The sequence below is a fragment of the Streptomyces sp. NPDC045287 genome, assembly GCF_056432325.1.
Genome location: NZ_JBWKJG010000008.1, coordinates 314,868 through 337,784, shown reverse-complemented (window position 1 = coordinate 337,784; position 22,917 = coordinate 314,868). Strand labels below are relative to the sequence as shown.

At 75.1% G+C, this 22,917-nt stretch carries 16 protein-coding genes, 2 tRNA genes, 1 pseudogene and 1 riboswitch; of the genes and pseudogenes, 9 read left to right on the top strand and 10 right to left on the bottom strand.

Features of this window, described 5'->3' with window-relative positions; all coding sequences use genetic code 11:
* Positions 1-498 precede the first annotated feature (498 nt).
* Positions 499-1,053 carry a MarR family winged helix-turn-helix transcriptional regulator gene (locus tag AC07D6_RS16555; RefSeq protein ID WP_315879403.1) on the bottom strand — a complete coding sequence of 185 codons (555 nt, stop codon included), beginning with the start codon at positions 1,051-1,053 and terminating at the stop codon, positions 499-501.
* A 142-nt stretch (positions 1,054-1,195) separates the two neighbouring features.
* Here AC07D6_RS16555 and AC07D6_RS16550 point away from each other — a divergent pair, with 142 nt between their 5' ends.
* A complete protein-coding gene (locus tag AC07D6_RS16550; protein WP_479044961.1) occupies positions 1,196-2,470 on the top strand; it encodes an MFS transporter in 1,275 nt (424 codons plus the stop codon).
* Between the two features lie 10 nt (positions 2,471-2,480).
* Here AC07D6_RS16550 and AC07D6_RS16545 read toward each other — a convergent pair whose 3' ends face one another.
* Both AC07D6_RS16545 and AC07D6_RS16540 read right to left on the bottom strand, forming a co-directional pair.
* Positions 2,481-4,214, bottom strand: coding sequence for an ATP-binding SpoIIE family protein phosphatase (locus tag AC07D6_RS16545; protein ID WP_315879401.1), 1,734 nt, complete (start codon positions 4,212-4,214; stop codon positions 2,481-2,483).
* A 107-nt stretch (positions 4,215-4,321) separates the two neighbouring features.
* Positions 4,322-5,866, bottom strand: a complete 1,545-nt coding sequence (locus tag AC07D6_RS16540; RefSeq protein WP_479044959.1) for an NAD(P)/FAD-dependent oxidoreductase — start codon at positions 5,864-5,866, stop codon at positions 4,322-4,324.
* 349 nt (positions 5,867-6,215) lie between these two features.
* Between AC07D6_RS16540 and AC07D6_RS16535 the strand changes: the two genes are divergently transcribed.
* From AC07D6_RS16535 to AC07D6_RS16525, 3 genes are all read left to right on the top strand, one after another.
* Positions 6,216-6,998 carry a TetR/AcrR family transcriptional regulator gene (locus AC07D6_RS16535; protein ID WP_479044957.1) on the top strand — a complete coding sequence of 261 codons (783 nt, stop codon included), beginning with the start codon at positions 6,216-6,218 and terminating at the stop codon, positions 6,996-6,998.
* A 487-nt stretch (positions 6,999-7,485) separates the two neighbouring features.
* Positions 7,486-9,537, top strand: coding sequence for a sigma-70 family RNA polymerase sigma factor (locus AC07D6_RS16530; protein ID WP_479044954.1), 2,052 nt, complete (start codon positions 7,486-7,488; stop codon positions 9,535-9,537).
* A gap of 80 nt (positions 9,538-9,617) precedes the next feature.
* On the top strand, positions 9,618-9,803 hold the full coding sequence (locus AC07D6_RS16525) for a hypothetical protein (protein ID WP_479044952.1): 186 nt from the start codon (positions 9,618-9,620) through the stop codon (positions 9,801-9,803).
* Positions 9,804-10,309: 506 nt separating this feature from the next.
* On the opposite strand, the gene AC07D6_RS16520 is transcribed toward AC07D6_RS16525, so the two are convergent.
* Positions 10,310-12,424 carry an asparagine synthase-related protein gene (locus AC07D6_RS16520; RefSeq protein WP_479044980.1) on the bottom strand — a complete coding sequence of 705 codons (2,115 nt, stop codon included), beginning with the start codon at positions 12,422-12,424 and terminating at the stop codon, positions 10,310-10,312.
* Positions 12,425-13,139: 715 nt separating this feature from the next.
* Here AC07D6_RS16520 and AC07D6_RS16515 point away from each other — a divergent pair.
* The 4 genes from AC07D6_RS16515 to AC07D6_RS16500 all read left to right on the top strand — a co-directional run bounded on the left by AC07D6_RS16515 (position 13,140) and on the right by AC07D6_RS16500 (position 18,598).
* Positions 13,140-14,747 (top strand): MFS transporter, encoded by a 1,608-nt coding sequence (locus AC07D6_RS16515; protein ID WP_479044951.1) that lies wholly within the window; start codon positions 13,140-13,142, stop codon positions 14,745-14,747.
* Between the two features lie 261 nt (positions 14,748-15,008).
* Positions 15,009-16,199 (top strand): L-2-hydroxyglutarate oxidase, encoded by a 1,191-nt coding sequence (lhgO, locus tag AC07D6_RS16510; RefSeq protein ID WP_479044977.1) that lies wholly within the window; start codon positions 15,009-15,011, stop codon positions 16,197-16,199.
* A gap of 239 nt (positions 16,200-16,438) precedes the next feature.
* On the top strand, positions 16,439-17,158 hold the full coding sequence (trmB, locus tag AC07D6_RS16505) for a tRNA (guanosine(46)-N7)-methyltransferase TrmB (protein ID WP_315879408.1): 720 nt from the start codon (positions 16,439-16,441) through the stop codon (positions 17,156-17,158).
* An 87-nt stretch (positions 17,159-17,245) separates the two neighbouring features.
* On the top strand, positions 17,246-18,598 hold the full coding sequence (locus tag AC07D6_RS16500) for a PrsW family intramembrane metalloprotease (RefSeq protein ID WP_479044948.1): 1,353 nt from the start codon (positions 17,246-17,248) through the stop codon (positions 18,596-18,598).
* Positions 18,599-18,831: 233 nt separating this feature from the next.
* Here the strand turns inward: AC07D6_RS16500 and AC07D6_RS16495 are convergent, their stop codons facing one another.
* Both AC07D6_RS16495 and AC07D6_RS16490 read right to left on the bottom strand, forming a co-directional pair.
* Positions 18,832-19,920, bottom strand: a complete 1,089-nt coding sequence (locus tag AC07D6_RS16495; protein ID WP_479044945.1) for a M23 family metallopeptidase — start codon at positions 19,918-19,920, stop codon at positions 18,832-18,834.
* A 12-nt stretch (positions 19,921-19,932) separates the two neighbouring features.
* Positions 19,933-20,068, bottom strand: a riboswitch (cyclic di-AMP (ydaO/yuaA leader).
* Positions 20,069-20,439: 371 nt separating this feature from the next.
* Positions 20,440-20,513, bottom strand: a tRNA-Met gene (locus tag AC07D6_RS16490).
* A 250-nt stretch (positions 20,514-20,763) separates the two neighbouring features.
* On the opposite strand from AC07D6_RS16490, the gene AC07D6_RS16485 reads away from it, so the two are divergent.
* The gene (locus AC07D6_RS16485) at positions 20,764-21,255 is read left to right on the top strand and encodes a DUF5994 family protein (RefSeq protein WP_315879395.1); all 492 of its coding nucleotides are present in this window, start codon (positions 20,764-20,766) and stop codon (positions 21,253-21,255) included.
* Positions 21,256-21,510: 255 nt separating this feature from the next.
* Here AC07D6_RS16485 and AC07D6_RS16480 read toward each other — a convergent pair whose 3' ends face one another.
* The 4 genes and pseudogenes from AC07D6_RS16480 to AC07D6_RS16465 form a co-directional block, all read right to left on the bottom strand.
* Positions 21,511-21,675, bottom strand: coding sequence for a hypothetical protein (locus AC07D6_RS16480; RefSeq protein WP_315879394.1), 165 nt, complete (start codon positions 21,673-21,675; stop codon positions 21,511-21,513).
* Positions 21,676-21,706: 31 nt separating this feature from the next.
* Positions 21,707-22,063, bottom strand: a complete 357-nt coding sequence (locus tag AC07D6_RS16475; RefSeq protein WP_315879393.1) for a PRC-barrel domain-containing protein — start codon at positions 22,061-22,063, stop codon at positions 21,707-21,709.
* Positions 22,064-22,425: 362 nt separating this feature from the next.
* Positions 22,426-22,501, bottom strand: a tRNA-Lys gene (locus AC07D6_RS16470).
* Positions 22,502-22,655: 154 nt separating this feature from the next.
* A pseudogene (locus AC07D6_RS16465) lies at positions 22,656-22,917 on the bottom strand (DEAD/DEAH box helicase); the annotation flags it as partial.

The window sequence follows — 22,917 nt, the reverse complement described above, 5'->3', positions numbered from 1 at the left end:
GGCGTTGATTTTTGGCACGCTGTTGAGTTCTCAAGGAACGGACGCTTCCTTCGTACTCACCCTATCGGGCTTTCCTCCGGGCGCTTCCCTTCGGTCTTTCGTGTCTCCAGCTTAGCAGATCCGTTTTCCGTCTCCGCCACCCGCTGGACCGGGCTGCCGATCCGTTCTCCGCTTTCGCGTTTCCCTTTCCGGCGATTCCGACTCTATCAGATCCTTTCGGCCCTGATTCCCCGTCAGAAGGGGTTGTCCTCCCGGCCCTCGGGCCGTTCCGACGTTTCAAACTCTAGCGGATTTCCTCGGCTGCTCATAATCGAGCCGCTTGAATGAATTACGGCATGCCGCAATCCACCCCGTGAGGAGATCGTGCTTGGGTTTGGGTGCCGCTTCGCGCGGCTGAGTGGTTGTCACCGAACCGTTCCGGTCCCGTGACAACCCGAAGAACCTTACGGACCGGCGAAGGGCGTGTCAAGCCCCCGCCAACGTCCGTCGACGGGCCGGTCAGCCGTCCAGGTCCGTGAGCCGCCCGCCCGCGTCCGGCTGCGCGTGCTCGACCCGGCGCAGCAACCGGATGAGCAGCTCGCCGAGGACGCCCCGCTCGTCACCGGAGAGGTCCTGGAGCAGGTCCTCCTCGAACGCCGTGGCCATGCGCATGGCCTCCAGCCACTTCGCGCGGCCCTCGTCCGTCAGCTCGACGATGACCCGCACCCGGTTCGTCTCGTCCCGGTCCCGGGTCACCAGACCCTCGCCGGCCATCCGGTCGATGCGGTGCGTCATCGCCGCCGGCGTCAGGCCCAGGCGCTTCGCCAGTTCGCCCGGCCCCATCCGGTACGGGGCGCCCGCGAGGACGAGGGTCTTCAGGACCTCCCACTCGGTGTTGCCGATGCCGAGCTCGGCGAGCTGGCGTCCGTACGCCACGTTCATCCGCCGGTTCAGCCGGCCGAGCGCCGAGACGACCTGCTCGACCTGGGGGTCGAGGTCACGGTATTCGCGCTGGTAGGCGGCGATCTGCGCGTCGAGGCTCGGCTCGGCGCTCGGCTCCTGGGCTTGGGGCATGCCGAGGAGTATCCCACGCTTCGCTTGGCTTCGAAGTCCTTCGACGTGTACAGTTAACTTTCGAAATTTAGTGTTGAAGTCTTCAGGCTTCAGTCCTACGAGATCGAAGTGGGTGAGTGTGACCAAGGCGAGGAGCGCTGCGATGCGCCGGATCCAGGCGGGCAACGCGCTGAGCGCGTTCGGGCTCGGGTTCACCGTTCCGTATCTGTACGTGTACGTGGCTCAGGTGCGGGAGCTGGGCGCCGGCGCGGCGGGCGCCGTGCTGGCGGTCTTCGCCATGGCCGCTCTCGCCGTGCTGCCCTTCACCGGCAGGACCATCGACCGCCGGGGGCCGCTCCCCGTGCTCGTCGGCGCGGCGCTGCTGGCCGCGCTCGGTGCGCTCGCCATGGGCGTCGCCGGCAGCGTGACCGCCGTCGTCGGGGCCGCGGCGCTGCTCGGAGCCGGTACGGCCGTGATGCAGCCCGCGCTCGCCACGATGATCGTCTGGAGCTCGGCGTCCGACACCCGTACGCGCGCGTTCGCCCTGCAGTTCTTCCTGCAGAACCTGGGCCTCGGCATCGGCGGTCTCATCGGCGGCCAGCTCGTCGACGAGAGCCGCCCCGGCAGCTTCCTGCTGCTGTTCTCCATCGAGGCGGCCATGTTCCTGGTGCTCGCGGTCATCGCCGCGACCGTGCGCATGCCGCGCACCCCCGCGATCGCGGACGCGCGGCCCGGGCACGCGGCCGTCAAGGGCGGGGGGCTGCGGGCGCTGCTGGGGCACCGGGCGATGGTGCAGCTGTGCGTCCTGGGCTTCGTGCTGTTCTTCGCCTGCTACGGGCAGTTCGAGTCGGGGCTCGCCGCGTACGGGACGGAGGCCGCCGGGATCGAGCCGTCGACGCTCGGCATGGCGCTGGCCGCCAACACGGCCGTCATCGTCGTCGCCCAGTTCCTGGTGCTGCGGTTCGTGGAGCGCGGGCGCCGTACGCGGGTCATCGCGGCCGTGGGCCTGATCTGGGCCGTCGCGTGGCTCGTCGCCGGGTACGCGGGGCTCGGGCACGGCAGCCAGGCGATGGCGACGGCGGCGTTCATCACCACGTACGGACTGTTCGGGCTGGGCGAGGCGATGCTGTCGCCGACCGTGGCGCCGCTGGTCGCCGACCTGGCGCCGGAGGCGATGGTCGGCCAGTACAACTCGGCGTTCGCCCTGGTGAAGCAGCTCGCGCTGGCGGTCGGGCCGGCGGTGGGCGGCCCCATGGGGGCGGCGCTGCACGGACCGTACATCGTGACGTTCGTGCTCTTCTCGCTGGCGATCAGCGTGCTCGCGCTGCGGCTGGGCCGGGGGCTCACGCCGGCGCAGGACCACCCGTACGCGGCGGCCCGGTCGCGGGTCGTCGCCCGGCACGCGCCCGAGGAGCGGGCGGTCGGGACGGCCGCCTGACCGGAGCGGGTCAGCCCGGCAGGGCGAACTCGCACCAGACGGCCTTGCCGCCGCCGGGTGTGCGGCGGCTGCCCCAGGACGAGGCGATCGTGGCGATGATCGAGATGCCGCGACCCGCCTCGTCCTCCGTTTCGGCGCGGCGGCGGCGCGGCAGGTGGTCGTCGCCGTCCGTCACCTCGATGATCAGCCGCCGGTCGGTGCGGCGCAGCCGCAGCCGCATCGGCGGCGTGCCGTGCTGGAGGGAGTTCGCGACGAGCTCGCTGGTCGCGAGGACGCCCAGGTCGCGCAGCTCCACCGGGAACCGCCAACTGGACAGCACCCCGGAGGCGAAGGCACGCGCGCGGGGGGCCGCTTCGACACCGCCCAGCAGGTCCAGCGCGGCGTTGTGGAACAGCTCCGCGTCGGAGCCCGTACGGGACGGGTGCTGGAGGACGAGGACCGCGACGTCGTCGTCGTGCTCGGCGGTCACGCCCAGCGAGCGCAGGAGGCGGTCGCAGACGACCTGCGGGGCGCCCGTCGCGCCGGACAGGGCGCGCTCCAGGGCGGCGACGCCCTCGTCGATGTCCTCGCCGCGCCGCTCGACCAGGCCGTCCGTGTAGAGGACGGCGGTGGAGCCGGGCGGGAGGGCGATCGTCCCGGACGCGTGCAGCCAGCCGCCCGTGCCGAGCGGCGGCCCGGTCGGGTCGTCGGCGCGGCGGACGGTGCCGTCCTCGTCGCGCACGAGGATCGGCAGGTGCCCGGCGGACGCGTAGACGAGGCGGCCCTCGTTGGGGTCGTGGATCGCGTACACGCAGGTGGCGATCTGGCTGGCGTCGATCTCGGCGGCCAGGCCGTCCAGGAGCTGGAGCACCTCGTGCGGGGGCAGGTCCAGGCGCGCGTAGGCGCGGACGGCGGTGCGGAGCTGTCCCATGACGGCGGCGGCGCGCACCCCGCGCCCCATGACGTCGCCGATGACGAGGGCCGTGCGGCCGGCGCCGAGGGTGATCACGTCGTACCAGTCGCCGCCGACCGCCGCGTCCGTGCCGCCCGGCTGGTACGTGGCGGCGACCCGCAGGTCGTCGGGTTGTTCCAGCTCCTGCGGGAGGAGTGACCTCTGGAGCGTGACGGCGGTCTCGCGGTGGCGGCGCTCGCTGGCGCGGAGCCGCTCGGCCGCCTCGGCGTGGTCGGTCACGTCGGCGGCGTGCACGAGGACCCCGCCGCCGGGCCGCTCGGGCTGCCCATGATGGGCGGGGACGTCGACGGGGAGGCAGGAGACCGTGTACGAGCCGCCGTCCTTCGTCCGGCGGGACTTGACCGTGCGGGGCTTGCCGCTGCGCAGGACCTGGTCCATGAGCGGGAGGAGGCCCAGGCCGGCGAGTTCGGGGCAGCTGTCGGCGGCGGCGCTGCCCGGGGCGCGGGGCCCGAAGGCGGCGGCGTAGGCGTCGTTCACGTAGGCGACGCGGTGGTCGGTGCCGTAGGTGAGGGCGACGAGGCCGGGGAGGTGGCCGAGGATCTCCCGTACGGAGAAGTCCTCCAGCGCCGGGGGCGTGGGGCGCGCGCCGGGCGCGGACGGTCCGCCGGGCGCGCCGGGGGGCTTCGCCGGGTCGTCGTCGGGGCCGGGCGTCGACTGCCGGCCGTACTCACCGCGCGCCGCGGGCACGGAGCCTTCACCGCGCTGTGCCGGCGAACCCCCGTGGTCGGTGCCGCGCGCGGCGGCACGGCGCTGCGTACCGGGGAAGCGGACGCTCCAACGCGTGAAGTTCACGGATCTCTATGCCTCGTGGTGTCGTTGCCGTGCTGAGTCACTCTGTGCAGGTGTGGGTCCACCTATGGTCACACGTCCAGTGTGACGGAGCGCACTGACGAAGGGCGTCAATCGGTTGCGGGGCCGACCTTGCCGGGGCCCTGCGCGTCCCCCTGGCCGCCGGTTTCCCCCGTGCCCTTCGTGCCCCTCGTGTCCTTGGTGTCCTTCGTGTCGCTCTCGTCGCCGGTGTCGTGGGCGTCGGGCGACGAGTCGGCGGTGACGGCCGTGTCGGACGGGGGCGGCGGGGGGCCCGCGGCGAGTTCGAACTCGGCACGCGGGTGTTCCAGGGAGCCGAGGGAGACGATCTCCCGTTTGAACAGCCCGGCCAGGGTCCACTCGGCCATCACGCGCGCCTTGCGGTTGAAGGTGGGGACGCGGCTGAGGTGGTAGGCGCGGTGCATGAACCAGGCGGGGTAGCCCTTGAGCTTGCGCCCGTAGACGTGGGCGACGCCCTTGTGGAGGCCGAGCGACGCGACGGAGCCGACGTACTCGTGGGCGTACCGCTTCAGCGGCCGGCCGTGCAGGGCCGCGACGAGGTTGTCCGCGAGGACCTTCGCCTGGCGTACGGCGTGCTGGGCGTTGGGCGCGCACTCCCGGCCCGGTTCGGGCGCGGTGACGTCCGGGACGGCGGCCGCGTCCCCGGCGGCCCAGGCGTGCTCGACGCCCTCCACGGTGAGGTGGGGGGTGCACTTGAGGCGGCCGCGGGCGTCGAGCGGCAGGCCGGTCGCGGCGAGGACGGGCGCCGGTTTGACGCCGGCCGTCCACACGACCGTACGGGTGGGGAAGCGGCTGCCGTCGCTGAGGACTGCGACCCGGTCCACGCAGGATTCGAGGCGGGTCTCCAGGCGTACGTCGATGTTCCGCGCGCGGAGCTCCCGCACCGTGTACCGGCCCATCTCCTCGCCGACCTCGGGCAGGATGCGGTCGCTGGCCTCGACGAGGACCCACTTCAGGTCCTCGGGCTTGATGTTGCGGTAGTACCGCGCGGTGTAGCGGGCCATGTCCTCCAGCTCGCCGAGCGCCTCGACCCCGGCGTACCCGCCGCCGACGACGACGAAGGTCAGCGCGGCGTCCCGGATGGCCGGGTCGCGGGTGGAGGAGGCGATGTCCATCTGCTCGATGACGTGGTTGCGCAGGCCGATGGCCTCCTCGACCGTCTTGAACCCGATGCCGTGGTCGGCGAGGCCGGGGACGGGCAGGGTTCGCGAGACGGAGCCCGGCGCGAGGACCAGCTCGTCGTACGTGAGCTCCAGCGGGCCGGCGTCCTCCTCCTCGGTGGCGAGGGTCGTGACGGTCGCGGTGCGCCCGGCGTGGTCGAGGGAAGTGACCTCGCCGATGACGATCCGGCAGTGGTCCAGGACGCGTCGCAGCGGCACGACGACGTGGCGGGGGGAGATGTTCCCGGCGGCCGCCTCGGGGAGGAAGGGCTGGTACGTCATGTACGGGTCGGGGGAGACCACGACGACTTCGACCGCGCCGCTCCTCATCTCGGCCTTGAGCCGCCGCTGGAGGCGCAGGGCGGTGTACATGCCGACGTAGCCGCCGCCGACGACGAGAACGCGCACACGAGTCGGGGATTCGTCGGATCCCCTCGGGGTTGCAGCCGTCACCATCCCATGACGCAACGCGCTCGGGGGTTTGTCCACAGGCCCGACGGATTGTGTGACCGGAGGTGCGGGGCCGCGCGGGAGGCCGGACGGGTGGTTGGAGAGAGTATTTCCGCAGGTCGTACGGGGTGGGGAGAGGGCCGTGCGGGAGGGGAAACAGGAGTCTTCCGGGCCTTGCTCCGATCGGGGGGCGCACCGGACGGAACTACCCCTTCTGAATTGACTGCGTCTCAACTATGTTCGTATCTCATCGGGGTGTCGGGTCGTTGCGCGTGACCTGAGCGTTGTCGGGCCGGGCCCCGGATGTCAGGGCGGGGAGTCTCCGGGGGGAGACGCCGAACAACCGGGGGAACGCATGCAGATTCAGAATTCGCATGGGCAGGCGCGGACCGCGCAGACCGTCGGCGGCGCGACCGCGACGGCGGGAATGGGCGCGGTCGGCGGGGTGGCGGGGGCCGGGGTGGCCGGGGTCGCGCGTCCGGCGCCGCTCCGCGTGGACGCCCAGCGCAACCTCGAGCACGTGCTGCGTGCCGCGCGCGAGGTGTTCGGGGAGCTGGGGTACGGGGCGCCGATGGAGGACGTGGCGCGCCGGGCCCGGGTCGGTGTGGGCACGGTCTACCGACGGTTCCCGAGCAAGGACGTGCTGGTCCGGCGAATAGCCCAGGAGGAGACGGCCCGGCTCACCGACCAGGCGCGGACCGCCCTGGGGCAGGAGGACGAGCCCTGGTCGGCGCTCGCCCGCTTCCTGCGCACGTCCGTGGCGTCGGGCGCCGGCCGGCTGCTGCCGCCGCAGGTGCTGCGGGTGGGCGTGGACGTGGAGGAGGTGCCCGCGCCGGACGACGCGCGCGTGCCGCACCAGCGGGGCGCGGTCGCGCCGACGGCGCTGCGGGTGGTGACGCCGCGCGCGGTGCCGGCGGCCGGGCTGGACGACGCGGGGGTGTCGGAGCTTCTGGACGTGGTGGGCCAGTTGGTCAACCGCGCGCGGGAGGCCGGTGAACTGCGGCGGGACGTGACGGTCGCGGACGTGCTGCTGGTCATCGCGACGGCGGCGCCGTCCCTGCCGGACGCGGCACAGCAGAGCGCGGCCTCGGCGAGGCTGTTGGAGATCCTGCTGGAGGGGCTCCGCTCGCGCCCGTGACGGAGGAGATTACTCCGAACACGCGCCCGTAGGCACGTCTGTACGGAAGTTCCTCCCCGGATGAGTGGTCGGCGCTCCCGTGGCCGCGGCCGTCCGGGGGCGCTGTGGGACTCTGTGCCCGTGTTCCGGTCTGAGGTGGGGTGCGGGGGCGGTCGCGTTGAACGGTGACGGTGGCGACGGTCCGCTCGGCGGCACCGACGCGGTCGAAGGGGCCGACGGGTGGTCCGCGGCGCAGGTTCCGGCTCAGGGCGGCCGGCGGTCACGCCGGGACGCCCCGACCCGTGCGGACGGGCCGGGCGTCCCGCCGCAGCGCGGCCGCGTACGGCCGCCCCGGCCGGAGTCGGGCTCGGGCTCGGGTCCGGGGCCGGGTGTAGGCGCGGGGTCGGACTCGGGCCCGGGGCCGAACCTGGGCGCGGGCGTGGGGCCGGGTGCAGGCGCGGGGTCGGGGCCGGGCGTCGACGCGGGGCCGAACTCGGGTGCGGGGCCGGTGCCGGTGGAGCTGCCGCCGTCCGACGCGGAGCTGGTCCAGCGGATGCGCGGCGGTGACGACTCGGCGTACGAGGAGCTGTTCCGGCGCCACTCGGGGGCGGTGCTGCGGTACGCGCGCACGTGCTGCCGGGACCGGCACACGGCCGATGACCTGACGGCCGAGGTGTTCGCGCGGACCCTGCAGGCGGTCCGCCGCGGCGCCGGTCCGGAGCAGTCCGTGCGGGCGTACCTGCTGACGACCGTCCGGCACGTCGCCGCGGCCTGGACGAGGACCGCCAGGAGGGAACAGCTCGTCGAGGACTTCGGGGCGTTCGCCGCGCAGGCGGCGCGGGTGTCCGAACCGGCCGGCGAGGGCGCCGTCGAGCCGGGCGCGGACGTGCGGGCCATGTGGGAGGCCGAGCAGTCGCTGGCCGTGCGGGCGTTCCGGTCGCTGCCGGAGAGGTGGCAGGCGGTGCTGTGGCACACGACCATCGAGGAGGAGTCGCCGCGCGAGGTCGCGCCGCTGTTCGGGCTGACCGCCAACGCCACGGCGGTCCTGGCGAGCCGGGCCCGCGAGGGGCTGCGGCAGGCGTACCTCCAGGCACACGTCGACCAGTCCCTGACGGCGGGCGGTGACTGCGCCCGGTACGCCGACCGGCTCGGCGCGTACGCGCGAGGCGGGTTGCGGAAGCGGGCCGAGCGGGGGCTGCGCGGCCATTTGCAGGAGTGCGCGAAGTGCCGGTTGGTGGCGGGGGAGCTGGCGCAGGTCAACGCCGGCATCCCGGCGCTGCTGCCGATCGCGGTCATCGGCTGGTTCGCCGCCGGGTACTCCCTCAAGGCGGCGGGAGCAGTCGCTGGGGGAGCGGTCGGTGCCGCCGGGGGCGGGTCGGCCGCCGGGGGGTCCGCTGCTGGAGGCGCCGCCGCGGGTGGGGCCGCCGAGAGTGGGCCTGCAGCCACCACTGGGGGTTCCGCCGCCGCGGGCGGGTCTGCCGCCGGGGGGCCCGCTGCCGAAGGCACCGCTGTTGAGGGTGCCGTCGCGAGTGGGGCTGCCGCCACCACCGAAGGTGCCGCCGCCGAGGGCGTCGTCCCCGGGGGTGGCGCCGGGGGCGGGACAGCCGCCGGGGGTACCGCTGCTGACGGTGCCGCCAGGGGGGCCGCTGTGGTGGGGGCGGGGGTGTCCGTGAAGGTGGGCATCGCGGTGACGTCGGCCCTCGCGGTGGCCGCCGGGCTGGTGTGGGCGCTGTCGGGCGGCCCCGGTCCCGTACCGGAGCCGGAGGCGCGTCCGCCGGCCGTGCGGTCCGTCGTACCACCCGTGGTGGAACCGCCCTCGGACGCGCCCCGGCCGCCGTCCCCGGGCCGGAAGGTACCCGCGTCGGCGCCCGGTCCGACGTCGGGGCCCGGTCCGGCGTCGGTTCCGCGCCCGGAGCCGAGACCGGAGTCCGCTCCGAAGCCGCCCCCGGCGTCCGCGGCGGCGCCAGCCACCGCACCGACGCCGGTCCCGGTGCCCTCGCAGGCGGCTCCGGCCCCGTCTCCCGCGCCCGCGTCTCCTCTCCCACCGGCACCAGGACCGACACCACCGACGGCAACGAAGGCCCCCGAGCCCACGCCGACGCCGGTCCCGGCGCCCGAGTCGGCCACGTACCGGGTGGGGCAGCTGAAGTACGACGTGTTCGGCGACCGCACCGGTCCCGAACTGCGGTTCGGCGGGTCCGGCTGGGTGTGGCGGCGGCACGGACTGTCCGTCGGCGGCACGTCGTACGGGCACGGCATCACCGTGCACCCCGGGTCGTCGGTGACCGTCGACCTGAACCGGAAGTGCTCCGTGTACCAGGCGCTCGTCGGGATCGACGACATGTCGGGGGGGCTCGGCCCGGTCCGCTTCTCCGTGTGGGCGGACGGGGTGCGGCTGTGGCGGTCGCCCGTCGTCGACGGCGGCGACCCGGCGGTGCCGGTCCGCGTCGGCATCGCGGGCCGTGCCACGGTCAAGCTGGTGACGGAACCGTCCCGGCTGGCCGGCGCGGTGGCGCTGGCGGACTGGGCGGAGGCCCGGATCACCTGCGGGGGCGGGTGACGGGACCCGTGGAGCGGGCGTACGACGCGGTGGCGGTACGGGGGCGGGGACCGGGGCCCCCGTTCGGGAACGTCTCGGTCGTGCCGGGCCCCGGAGCCGGGGTGGTGCGCGTCCACGGCGACGCGGCCCCACGGGTCGTCACCCGCCGTGCGGAGGGCGCCGTCGGCGTCGACGATCACACAGCCGTCGGCAGGCGCGAGGGGAAGTTGCCGTCGCCGCCCGTCACCGGGGAGGCCGTGCCCGCCCGGCCCGACAGGAGCGGCTGAGCCAGCAGGGACGGTAGGGACGGTTGGGGCGGTAGGGACGGCTGAACCGGCAGGGACGGTAGGGGCGGCCGGCCCGGTGGGGGCGGTAGGGGCGGCCGGCCCGGCGCTCGTTCCACGTGGGCGTGCCGTGCGGGCCCCTCCACGGGCGCGGCCGGGTCCAGTGCTCGCTCGTTCCGCGTGGGCGTGCCGTACGAGCATGCCGTACGGGGTGTCTCGTGTGCCGGCTGGTGTCCGGCTCCCTGGCGGGCAGGAGGCCGCTGCGGGGCGGGGAGCCAATCGGGCGGTCCGCGTCGGGCGGCGGCGGGACCACACCGTCCGAGGGGCGGGGTGGGGCGGGGCGGGGCGGCGTACGCGTACGGGCTGTGGAGGCGGTGGGGCGGCGCTCGGGTACGGCCCTGGCGGTGGCGGTCGGCACCGGGGCGCGCGCGGTCGCTGCGGACGCACGCCCTGGGGATGCCCCGGAGACGCTCGGGGACCCGCTCCCGAACCGACCGGACCGCCCCGGGTCACGAGCGGAGGGTCGGCCGGGACGGTACGCCCGCGGCGACGGCGCGGCGGCGGGGCGCGGCCGTGCCGGACCAGCAGGTGCCGCGGCGGGCCAGGAGGCGGCGGAGCCACAGCTCGGTGGAGACCAGGTCCGCGATGCCGTCCAGGGGGACGGGTTCGCCGTCGGCGGCGGCGCGCAGCGCCGTGCGGACCACGCGCGCCTCGACGAGTCCGGCGTCCGCGAGGAGCGGCGCCTCGAACAGGGCGAGCAACTGCGGCAGGGCGACGCGCAGCCCGGCCCGGGCGGCGGCCTGGGAGGAGGTGGGCGATGCGGTGCCCCAGCCCGGCGGCAGGTCGTGGATGCCGGTTCCGGCGAGTACGGCGCGCAGGACGTCGGCGCGGGCGCCGGGCCGTACCCGCAGCGATTCGGGGAGGTCACGGCAGGCCCGTACGACCTGGTTGTCGAAGAACGGGGCGTGCAGGCGCTGGCTGCGGACCTCGGCGGCCTGTTCGAGGACGCGGTGGTCGGCGGCGTGCCGGGCGAGGGCGGCGCGGGCGCGGGCCTCGCCGGGGCGCTGGACGGAGGTGGGGCGGGTGGCGGCCTGGTGGAGGCGAACCGATACTTCCGCGAGCGCCTCCCCGGTGAGCCAGCGGGCGGCGGGCCCGGGCCGCGACCAGGCGAGGGCGGCGAGGGACGCGTCGAGCGGGCCGGGGGCGGTACCCGTGGCGAGGCCGCGGTTGGCGTCGAGGAGGTGGCCGGCGGCGTCCTCCAGTCCGGCGCGGTAGGGGGTGCGGGCGAGGCGGCGGGCGGCCCGGTAGACGGTGATCGGGACGAGGAGGGAGCCGGCGGACGACCCGGCCGCGCGGGCGAGGGCGGTGACGGGGCGGAGCAGGTGGCGGCGCCGGCGGTCCATCAGTAGGTCGGCGAGGCGGGCCGGGTGGGCGTCGAGGACCTGGCGGGCGCCGTGGCCGGTGAAGTGGTCGGCGCTGCCCGCGGTGAGACGGCGTCGGTGGCGGGCGGCGGTGACCAGGGCGGGACCCGGTTCGTCGGTGAGCGGAACGTCGAGGTCGGCGTAGGGGAGGGCCTCCTCGGCCGCGGCGACGACGACGTGGTGGAGGCGGGGGTCCTCGGCGAGGACGCGGGCCCGTTCCAGCTCGGCGGTGCGGGCGGGTTCGCGGGCGCTCGCGGTGAGGTCGTTGAAGGTGACGGCGAGGAGGCGTTCGCCGGCGCCCGCGCCGCCGTGCCCGGCGATGGTGCCGGGCACGCCGGGGAGGCCGGCGGCGAGGAGGGCGAGGGTGCTGGAGGCGCTGCCGCCGGACAGGTCGGCGCCGATCCCCGGCGCGGGCGCCTCGCCGCGGGCGGCGCGCCGGTCGGCGGGGCCCATGCCGGGGACGGGTCCGGGGTCGGGCGGCAGGGCGGCGGGGGCGTGGCGGGGCGCGGTGAGGCGGGCGCGCACGGCTTCGACGAGAGCGTCCCGTACGCCTTCGACGGCGCGGTCCGGGTCGAGTTGGGGCGCGGCGACGGCGAGGGAGGCGACGGGTTCGTACCCGGTGATCTCGCGGGAGCCCTCGCGCAGGACGAGGGCGTGGCCGGGCGGGACGCGTTTGACGCCGGCGTACGGGGTGGAGTCGCGCAGCGCCTCGGGGGTCTCGGGACAGGCGAGGAGCGCGGCGAGGTGCCCGATGTCGAGCTGCGCCTCGATGAGGTCGGCGAGGGGCAGCGCGGCGGTCGCGTAGGCGGTGCCGTTGGCCCAGGGGGTGTGGAAGACGGGGCGGGCACCGGCGAGGTCGGAGGTGACGGTGACGCGGCGGCCGGTCTGGACGACGGCGGTGTAGCTGCCGGGCCAGGCGGTCAGGTGGCGCAGCGCGCCGCCGCGCGCGGCGAACAGGCCGACCTTCAGCTCCTCGTCGGAGGCGGCGCAGCAGCCGAGGACGGCGAGGCGGATGTCGGGGGCGACGCTGACGACGCGCACCTCGTCGGAGCGCCAGTCGCCGACGGCCCACAGGGGGTCCGGGTCGCCCCACAGGAGCTGTCCGCCGACCGGCTGCATCGTGGCGCCGTCGTCGGCGGGACCGACCGCGCCCACCGTGCCGAAGCTCGCGGCGATACTGCTCCACCCCACCAGCCAGCGCATCGCCGCCTCCACAGCCCGTGGACACCTTCAGGCACTCGCGGCCCGCCCGGCACGCGCCGCGGGGCGGCCGGTGCGACGGGGGTGCCGACGGAGACATGCTGCCACGACTACAGGCGCACAGGAGGGTGTCCGGGCGGCGCGTACGTGAACGGGAACGCGCCCCGGCGACCGGCGATGTGGTGACGATGGGGCGGTGGTGTGTCGGCGCGGGGGGTCAATCCCCTGCGGCACCGGGCGGAACGACCAACTCCGTTTGTGGAAAAGGGGATTCGACCGGTCGACCCATGGGCATCATTCAGCCAATCTCCGCACCCCACTCAACCGAAACGCTTGTCGACCGCTCCGCTCCCGACCATGGTCCACGCGCGCGGTCCGGAGGGCGCTGCTCGCCCCCCGGACCGGTCCACCGCCCGCGGGGAATGGAGCGGCGGTGTCCCCCAGCCCGCTGGTTCCCGCCAGCGGGCCGACCCACGCGGCACCATGGAAGCGCTCCACCGGTGGCACCGGCCAGAGCGCACGGGCGGGCGCACGGCCACACGCCGGGAGCACGGCGGCCCGGAGCCGGGCGCACGCCAACTTCCCGTACGCACAACAATCCCGCCATAGGGAACACCACCCCTTAACGGTGGGGATGCGGCGAACTACGCTGGGTTTACGAATGCCGCGCGCCTATGCCTGGCAGTGCGGCGGCCGTCTGGGTGTCGAGGGGTGGCGCATGTCCAGGGAGCTACGCGGACCGAACGAGAAGCTCGGCACCGTTCTCGCCCTCGCCGGGATCAGCAACGCCGGGCTGGCCCGGCGCGTCAACGACCTGGGAGCGCAGCGCGGCCTGACCCTGCGCTACGACAAGACGTCGGTGGCCCGCTGGGTGTCGAAGGGCATGATCCCGCAGGGCGCCGCGCCCCATCTCATCGCCGCCGCGATCGGCCAGAAGCTCGGCCGTCCGGTGCCGCTGCACGAGATCGGCCTGGCCGACGCGGACCCGGCGCCCGAGGTGGGGCTGGCGTTCCCGCGCGACGTGGGCGAGGCCGTGAAGTCGGCGACGGAGCTGTACCGCCTGGACCTGGCGGGGCGCCGCGCGGGCGGGGGCGGCATCTGGCAGTCCCTGGCGGGCTCCTTCGCGGTGAGCGCGTACGCGGTGCCCGCCTCGCGGTGGCTGATCACGCCGGCCGACCCGTCCGTGGAGCGGCGGGTCCCGCGCGCGGAGGGCGGCGGCACGGGTGCGGCGGGGGGTGCGGGTCCCGCCCAAGGTGCGGGCGGCCCGGCGGGCGGTGCCGCCCCGGGTGCCCGGGCCGGCGCGTGTGGCGCCCGGGCCGGAGCGGCCGGCGCCCAGGCCGCGGTGCCCGTTCCGGCGGTCGCGGTGCCCGTCCCGGTGGTCGAGGAGCCCCCCGCGGAGGGTGCTCACGCGCGCGTGGGCCACAGCGACGTGGCGAAGCTCCGGGAGGCCGCCGAGGACGCCCGCCGCTGGGACTCCAAGTACGGGGGCGGGGACTGGCGTTCGTCGATGGTGCCCGAGTGCCTGCGCGTGGACGCGGCGCCGCTGCTGCTCGGCTCGTACTCGGACGAGGTCGGCCGGGCCCTGTTCGGCGCGACCGCCGAGCTGACCCGGCTGGCCGGCTGGATGGCCTTCGACACGGGCCAGCAGGAGGCCGCCCAGCGGTACTACATCCAGGCGCTGCGCCTCGCGCGCGCGGCGGCGGACGTGCCGCTCGGCGGGTACGTCCTGGCGTCGATGTCGCTGCAGGCCACGTACCGGGGCTTCGCCGACGAGGGCGTGGACCTGGCGCAGGCTGCCGTGGAGCGCAACCGCGGCCTGGCCACGGCGCGCACGATGTCGTTCTTCCGACTCGTCGAGGCCCGCGCCCACGCCAAGGCCGGGGACGCGGCGGCCGCCGGGGCGGCGCTGAAGGCCGCCGAGGGGTGGCTGGAGCGGTCGCGGGACGGCGACGCCGACCCCTCGTGGCTGGGCTTCTACTCGTACGACCGGTTCGCCGCCGACGCCGCCGAGTGCTACCGCGACCTGAAGGCGCCGCGCCAGGTGCGCAGGTTCACGGAGCAGGCGCTGTCGCGTCCGACGGAGGAGTACGTACGCTCCCACGGGCTGCGGCTGGTCGTCAGCGCCGTAGCGGAACTGGAGTCGGGGAACCTCGACGCCGCCTGCGCGGCCGGCACGCGCGCGGTGGAGGTGGCCGGGCGCATCTCTTCGGCCCGTACGACGGAGTACGTACGGGACCTGCTGCACCGTCTGGAGCCGTACGGCGACGAACCGCGGGTGGCGGAGCTGCGCGAGCGGGCCCGGCCGCTGCTGTCGGCCCCGGCGTAGGACCCGGGGCGGGGTCCGGCGCGGAGGCGTGGCACCGGGTCGGGTGCCGGACCGAGTGCCGGACCGAGTGCCGGGTCGGGTGCCGGACCGAGTGCCGGGTCGGGTGCCTGGCCCTCCGGGTGCCGGTGGGGGCGCGGAGGGGCGCACCACCTGGCGTGATCCATCTCCCACCGCCGTGCATGCCTGGTTTAACGGCGATGTCAGCGGGCCAGTGCACTATCGGGGTGGGAGGTGGCACAGGTGTCCGGGTTCGGCGGCGGCATGTTCGACTGCGACGTCCTGGTGGTCGGCGGCGGGATCATCGGGCTGTCGACGGCGTACGCGCTCTCGCGGGCCGCGCCCGGCACGCGCGTGACGGTCCTGGAGAAGGAGCCCGGCCCCGCCCGCCACCAGACGGGCCGCAACAGCGGCGTCATCCACAGCGGCATCTACTACCGCCCGGGTTCCCTGAAGGCGCGGTTCGCGGTGCGGGGCGCGGCCGAGATGGTGAAGTTCTGCGCCGAGTACGGGCTGCCGCACGAGGTCACCGGCAAGCTGATCGTCGCCACGGACCGCTCCGAGCTGCCCCGGCTGCACGCCCTGGTCCAGCGCGGCCGGGAGAACGGCATCCCGGTGCGCGAGCTGGGTCCGGCCCAGATCGGCGCGTACGAGCCGAGCGTGCGGGGCATCGCCGCGATCCACGTCGGCACGACGGGGATCTGCGACTACGGCGCGGTGGCGGAGCGGCTCGCCGAGGAGTCCGGCGCGGAGGTGCGGTACGGGGCGCGGGTCACCGCCGTCGACCGGCGGCCCTGGGGCGTGGCGGTGCGCACGGCGGACGGTGCCGTGGTGCGCGCGCGGGCGCTGGTGAACTGTGCGGGGTTGCACTGCGACGCGGTGGCGCGGCTCGCGGGGGACGAGCCGGGCATGCGGATCGTGCCGTTCCGGGGCGAGTACTACGAGCTGGCCCGGCCCGAGCTGGTGCGGGGCCTGGTGTACCCGGTGCCGGACCCGGCGTTCCCGTTCCTCGGCGTGCACCTGACGCGGGGTGTCGGCGGGGGCGTCCACGTCGGGCCGAACGCGGTCCCCGCGCTGGCCCGCGAGGGGTACGGCCGGCTCGTCGTGCGGCCCGGGGAGCTGGCCGGGACGCTGGCCTGGCCCGGCACGTGGGCGATCGCCCGGCGGCACTGGCGGTACGGGGCGGGCGAGCTGCGCAGGTCGCTGTCGAAGCCGGCCTTCACGGAGGCGGTGCGGCGGCTGTTGCCCGAGGCGACCGCCGCCGACCTGCGGCCGGCCCCGGCGGGCGTGCGGGCGCAGGCGGTGCTGCGGGACGGGACGCTGGTGGACGACTTCCTGATCCGGGAGGCGCCGCGCACGGTGCACGTGCTGAACGCCCCCTCGCCCGCGGCGACGGCGTCCCTGCCGATCGGGCGGGAGGTGGCCCGGCGGGCCCTGGCGCACTTGATCGGGTAGGGAACGCGGGGAGGGTTCGTAGAATCGAAGGCACTGTGTCCGAGAAGACCGCGTCGAGCACGCCCCCCACGACCCCCGCTCCCGTCAGGCCCCGCACCCCGGGAGCCCCCGCGCCCGCGCCCGGAGCCCCCGCGCCCGAGGCGACCGCTGCCGAGGTGACCGCGCCCGAGGCGGTCGGCGGGCAGCCGCCCGTGTCCGGCGGGGGCTCCGGCGTGCCCACGTCGCGCCGCGGCAGCCGGATGTTCCCCGACGGGACCGGGCCCTCGCCCGACCCGGCCGGCTCCCACTTCGAGCGCCGCATCCGCAGCTTCCAGCCGCGCCGCAGCCGCGTCACCGCCGGCCAGGCCGACGCGCTGCGCCGCCTGTGGCCCACCTGGGGCCTGGACATCGACGGGCGGCGCGTCCTCGACCTGGACGAGATGTTCGGCGGGCTCCCCGTCGTCCTGGAGATCGGCTTCGGCATGGGCGAGGCCACCGCGCGGATGGCCGCCGACGACCCGTCGACCGGCATCCTCGCCGTGGACGTGCACACCCCGGGGCAGGGCAACCTGCTGGGCCTCGCCGAGCGGAACGGCCTCACGAACGTCCGCGTCGCGAACGGCGACGCGATCATCCTGCTCCGCGAGATGCTGCCGCCCGCCGCGCTCGCCGGCGTCCGCGTGTACTTCCCGGACCCGTGGCCGAAGAAGCGGCACCACAAGCGGCGGTTGATCCAGCCCGAGTTCCTGAGCCTCGTCGCGACCCGGATGAAGCCGGGCGCGGTCCTGCACTGCGCGACGGACTGGGAGCCGTACGCGGAGCAGATGCTGGAGGTGCTGACGGCGCACCCGGACTTCGAGAACACGGCACCCGGCGGCGGCTTCGCGCCCCGGCCCGGCTTCCGCCCGCTGACCCGGTTCGAGGGGCAGGGCCTGGAGAAGGGGCACGTCGTCCGCGACCTGCTGTTCGCCCGCGCGTGACGGCCCGGCCGCGCTCGTCCACAACGTACTCGCGCTTGTCCACAACGCGCTCGCGGAGTGTCAGTCCGGCCGTCTAGGGTCCATCGGGTGTCAGATTCGCGCGCGCCCCGCTCCGCACCGCGGACCCCTCCGCCGGCCGGCCCCGCCCAGCCGGCCATCCCGGCGTACCACCCGCGGCCGTCGTTCGACGCCGTGCCGGACCGGGCCCGTTGGCGGTACAAGCCGCGGGGCGCGTTCTGGCGCAGCAGGGCGGTGCGCGCCTCGGCCGTGATCCTGGTGCTGGCCCTGTGCGCCCTGGTGATCCTGGCGCTGGTGCGGGAGCAGACGGGAACGGCGGGTTTCGTGGTCGGCCTCGGGCTGGCGCTGCTGCCCGTACCGCTGCTGGCGGCGGCGTTCCGCTGGCTGGACCGGGTGGAGCCGGGTCCGTGGAGGAACCTGCTGTTCGCCTTCGCCTGGGGGGCGTTCGCGGCGGCGCTCGTCGCGATCCTCGCCAACACGTTCGCGACGCGCTGGATAGCCACGGCGACGGCGGACCCGACGTCGGCGGACACGCTCGGCGCGACCGTCGTCGCCCCCGTCGTGGAGGAGGGCGCGAAGGCCGTCGCGATCCTGCTGGTCTTCCTGTTCCGCAGGCGGGACTTCACGGGGCTGGTCGACGGCGTGGTCGTCGCCGGGTTCACGGCGACGGGCTTCGCGTTCACCGAGAACATCCTGTACCTGGGGAGCGCCTTCGACGAGGACCAGGAGTTCGGGACGTCCGGCTTCGAGTCGGTGACGGCGGTGACGTTCTTCGTCCGGGTCGTGATGTCGCCGTTCGCGCACCCGCTGTTCACGGTCCTGACGGGCATCGGGTTCGGCGTCGCCGCGATGACGGCGCGCCGGCGCAGGGTGGTGCGGACGCTGCTGCCGCTGCTGGGGCTGGTCCTGGCGATGGGGGTGCACGCGCTGTGGAACGGCTCGACGACGTTCGGGCCGTGGGGCTTCCTCCTCGTGTACGGGGCGTTCATGCTGCCGGCGCTGGGTCTGCTGACGTGGCTGGTGATATGGACGCGCCAGCGGGAGCTGCGGACGATATCCGGCGAGCTGCCGGCGTACGCGGCGGCCGGTTGGCTGTCCGCCGACGAGCCGCTCGCGCTGTCGTCGATGCAGGCGCGGAGCCTGGCGCGGTCCTACGCGGCGCGCACGTTCGGCCCGGCGGCGGCGCGGTCGGTGGGCGAGTACGAGGCGTTCGCGACGTCCCTGGCGTTCCTGCGGTACCGGGCGCGGCGGGGTGTGGCGGACCAGGATTTCACGGCGCGGGAGCAGGAGCTGCTGCACCACATGTGGCAGCGGAAGGAGGTGGCCGCCCCGGCCCTGACGTTCGCGGCGCGCGCGACGGGCCGGGTGTGGACGCCGCCGCCGCACCGCGACTACGCGGGCTACAACCCGTACCGCTACTGAGGCCGGGCGCGGCCGGGCCCGAAACACGGCCGGGCCCCGAGAGCGGGGCGCGGGACCGGGGCCCGGGACCGGGGGCGCGGCCGGGCCCCGGGACCAGAGCACGGTCGGGACCCGGGGCCGGGAAGAGCGGACCGGCAGCCCTGGCGTCGGGGGGTGTGCCGCCGGGGCTGCCGGGATCGGGGGTCCGGCGCGGGACGCGCCGGGGTACCGGGACGCGTCGGGGCGCCGGGGTGTCAGATGGTGAGGCCCTTGCCGCGCAGCCAGGCCAGCGGGTCGATGCCGCTGCCGGAGGCGGTGTGGACCTCCAGGTGGAGGTGCGCCCCGGTGACGTTGCCGGTCGAACCGACGCGGCCGATCGTGTCGCCGGTGCCGACGGACTGCCCGGCGCTGACGGTCATCGAGGAGAGGTGGCAGTACCAGACCTCGGTGCCGTCCGCCAGCTCCAGCACGACGCGGTAGCCGTACGCACCGGACCAGCCGGCCGACTTGACGGTGCCGCTGTGGACGGCGTTGGCCGGGGTGCCGGTGGGGGCGGCCAGGTCGAGGCCGGTGTGGTAGCCGGAGGACCACATGGAGCCGGCCTGGCCGTACGTGGAGGTGATCGTGTACGAGGAGGTCGGCAGGGCGTAGCTCGCGGCGAGCTTGGCCAGGCGCTTGGCCTCGGCCTTCGCGGCGGCTTCCGCCTCGGCGCGCTTGCGCTCCTTCTCGGCGGCCTTCGCCTCGGCCTCGGCGGCGGCCTGCTGGGCGGCGGCCTCCTCCGCGGCCTTCTCCGCGGCCGCCTTCTCGGCGGCGGCCCGGGCCTCGGCCTCGGCGGACGCCTGCTGCTGCTCGGCCTGCTGGAGGATGCGCGCCCGCAGCGCCTCGCCCGCGTCGGCCTCGGCACCGGCGCCCCGGGCGTCGGCGGGGCCGTTCCCGGTGGACAGGGCGAGCGTGGCGAGACCGGCGGAGGCGGGGGCCTCGTCGGGGGCGTCGTCCGCGTCGTCGCCGAGGAACGCGCCGACGCCGGGGAGCGAGGAGGCGTCGGGGAGGTTGATGTCCGGCAGGGATATCGCGACGCTGGGCTTGTCGTGCGCGGTGGCCATGCCGCCCGCGCCGACGGCGGCGATGACGCCGACCCCGAGGACGGTGGAGCTGCGGGCGAGGCCGCCGCGCTGCTTGACCACACGGTGCCGGCCCCGGACGGGGCGGACGGTCTCCTCGGTGGGGTTCCACTCGGAGGCGGCCGCGGGGGCGGCGGTGGCCGGAAGTCCCGAAGCGGTGGGACGGCCGGTCATGTCGTACGAGCCGAAGGGGGCTTCGGGGGCAGGCCTGTTGGACGCCACGGAGGCGTACTCCTTTCCTTCCTTCTCCGCCTACCGGGTTAGCTGACGGGTTCGGAGCAGGAAGGTCCCCTACGGGCCGGTGAAGGCCCGATTCACCCCAAGTGCGGTGGTTCCCCGGTTCCCTTGCGGGATTCGGCGCATGCGCACGGCGCCGCCTTCTGCGACGACTGATACGACCGCGCTGCGTTATCGAACGTTAATAGAAGCCGGGCCCGTATTCCAAGCCGCTCCCGGGAACACCTCGCTCACTCGGCAGTGAATCAAGGCCCTATAAAGGGACAAGTCACAGCGAATTGACCCGCTGTCAGGCGGTCGCGCCCCCGAAACTCCTCGATCAAGTTTCTGACCGTGTGTCAATTGTTATCGCACAGAGCGGCCTGTCGATCACGCAGGGTAGATACCGGCCCCGGTGCCCCGCCGACCTGCCGCGCAGACACCCGGACACCCGGCCCCGCAGACACGCAGACACGCAGACACGCCGAAGGCCCGGTGCTGTGTGCACCGGGCCTTCGGTTTCAGTAGCGGGGACAGGATTTGAACCTGCGACCTCTGGGTTATGAGCCCAGCGAGCTACCGAGCTGCTCCACCCCGCGTCGATGAACACCACCTTACGCTATTCCAGCGAAGGTCATTCACCATTTCGCGCTCCACGGCCGGAAAGTTTCCGGCGGCCCCTCTCCGGAGGCCCGGAACCACGCCGCGCGAGCCCGGCCGCCCGGCTCGGCCCTCCCTCCCGGAGGAGGTCGCGGACCCCCGGTGACCGGGGCGGGCGGAGTACCGTGGGAAGTAGTGGACGTCCGGTTCGCCGAAGGGACCGGATCCCGTAGACAGGCGGACATCAGCATGGCCCACTCCGACACGCCTCCCGCCCCCGGGCACCTGCCGGACACCCTCCACGAAGCGGTGGAGCCGGGGACGGCGCTCCTGCGGCTGGAGACGACCCGCTCCCGCGAGGGCGTCCTCGACGGGGCGTGGTGGCCGCGCTCCCACGACATCGCGGAGGAGCTGCCCGCCCTGGTGAGCGCCCTGACCGAGCACCTCGGCCCGATCTCCCGCGTCGGCCTGGACGCCGCCGCCTGGGAGGGGCTCCCGGCCCGGCTGGTCGTCGACGAGCGGGTGGTGCGCATCGACTCGTTCCCCGTCGGGGACGACACCGTCCTGGTCACCCGCGGGGACCAGGACCACTTCTCGCTGCTCGTCGTGCCTCCGGACACGCCCCGGGACGAGGCGCGCACCGCGATGGCGCAGGCCGTCCGCGCCGACAACGTCACGCAGGCCCGGCAGATCCTCGTCGACACGCGCACCGGGCGGAGGGCCGGCCCTCCCCGGGGCTGACCCGTGCGGGGACCACCGCACCGACCCGCGCGGACGCACTGACCCTCGCGGGCGCACTGACCCGCGCGGGGCCGTCCCGCCGCATTGGCCCACCGCAGGACCGCCCCGCCGCGCGGGCCCCACGGGACCGACCCACCCGAGCCCCACGGGCCGATCCCCCACACGGACTCTCCACGGGCCACCCGGCCCCGCGGAAACACGGGCCCCACGGGCCCCACGGGACCGACCCGCCGCGCGGGCCGCGCGGAGGGCCGCCTAGCGCCTCCGGGCGCCGCGCCGGGAGAGATGGGCGCCGAAGAAGATCAGGTCGGCCACGAGGACGACGGCACCGATGATCAGCAGGTACATCATCCCCTTGACCGCGACGCCGATGAGGCCGAGCACGACGGCCACGAGGACGAGGAACAGGAAGATCGCCATGGTCTGGAACTCCTCCGTGCGACGGTCCGGTTCAACGGCGCGCGAGTTGCCGTTCGCCGGCGGCACCGGGCCGGTAGGCCAGGCCGTAGTGGTGGAAGACGGCTTGCTCGTCCTCGGCGGCGAGCACGTCGTCGGTACCGATGGCGGGGGACTTGCGGACCGTGCCCCTGTCGTACGGGACCCTGACGTAGCCCGGTCCGACGGTCGCGTCGTCGAGCGGGACGAACACCAGGCGCTGGCGGGTGGGCAGCCCCGTCCGGACGGTGGCCATGGCGGGTTCGTCCGTCGCGGTGCTCACGTAGATCGCCTCCAGCACGCCGATCTTGTGCCCCTTCGGGTCCACGACGTCCCGGTTCCGCCACTCCCGGATGTCTGCTGGATGGATCATGCGGTCTGCTCCCTGGTCGGGCCGCGCTCCGGGCAGGGCCGCTCCACCGGTCGGCGGCGGCGCGACGACGTGCCCGCCCCTGTCTCCTTCCAGCCTGCCCCGACCCTCCTCCGGCCGCCACACGGGCTCGACCGGCCATGCCGCGGAGCCCGGCCCCGCGTACCCCTCCCGGCGGTCGGCCCCGCCGCCCCCGAGCCCCCTCCGTACCCGAGCCCCCTCCGTACCCGAGCCCCCTCCGTACCGGGCCACCGCCTTACCGGCGCCGCCGGCGCGCGGAACGGGTCCCGGCACACGTGTGCCCCGGCCGGGGAAACCGACCGGGGCACGGACTCGGTGACCGGAGCCTCGCGGCGGCTCCGACCTGGTAGGCCCTGTGGGACTCGAACCCACAACCAACGGATTAAAAGTCCGCTGCTCTGCCAATTGAGCTAAGGGCCCTCGACGGGTCATCCCCGAGCATAGCCCGCCGGAGGACGTGAGCCGATCGGGTATCGGCACAACACCCGTTTCCGGCGCGTCCCGAAAGGCGGACGGGCCCGCGCGCGGCACCTGGGTGTCGCGTACGGGCCCGTCCGAGGGGTCCTACGGAGTGTCAGCCGTTGCGCTTCCAGCGCGGCTTGTCGTCGCGGCGGCCGAAGGAGCCGGTGCCCCGGTGGTCGTCGCGGCGGTCGTCACGACGGCCGTACGGGCGGTCGTGGCCGGCGGGGCGGTGGCCGCCCGCGGGGCGGTCGTCGCGGCGGTCGCGGTTGAACGGGCGGTCCGTGCGGCGGAACCCGCCGCGGTCGCCACCCCGGTCGTCGCGGCGGTCGCGGTTGTACGACGGACGGTCGTCACGACGCTCGTACGACGACGGA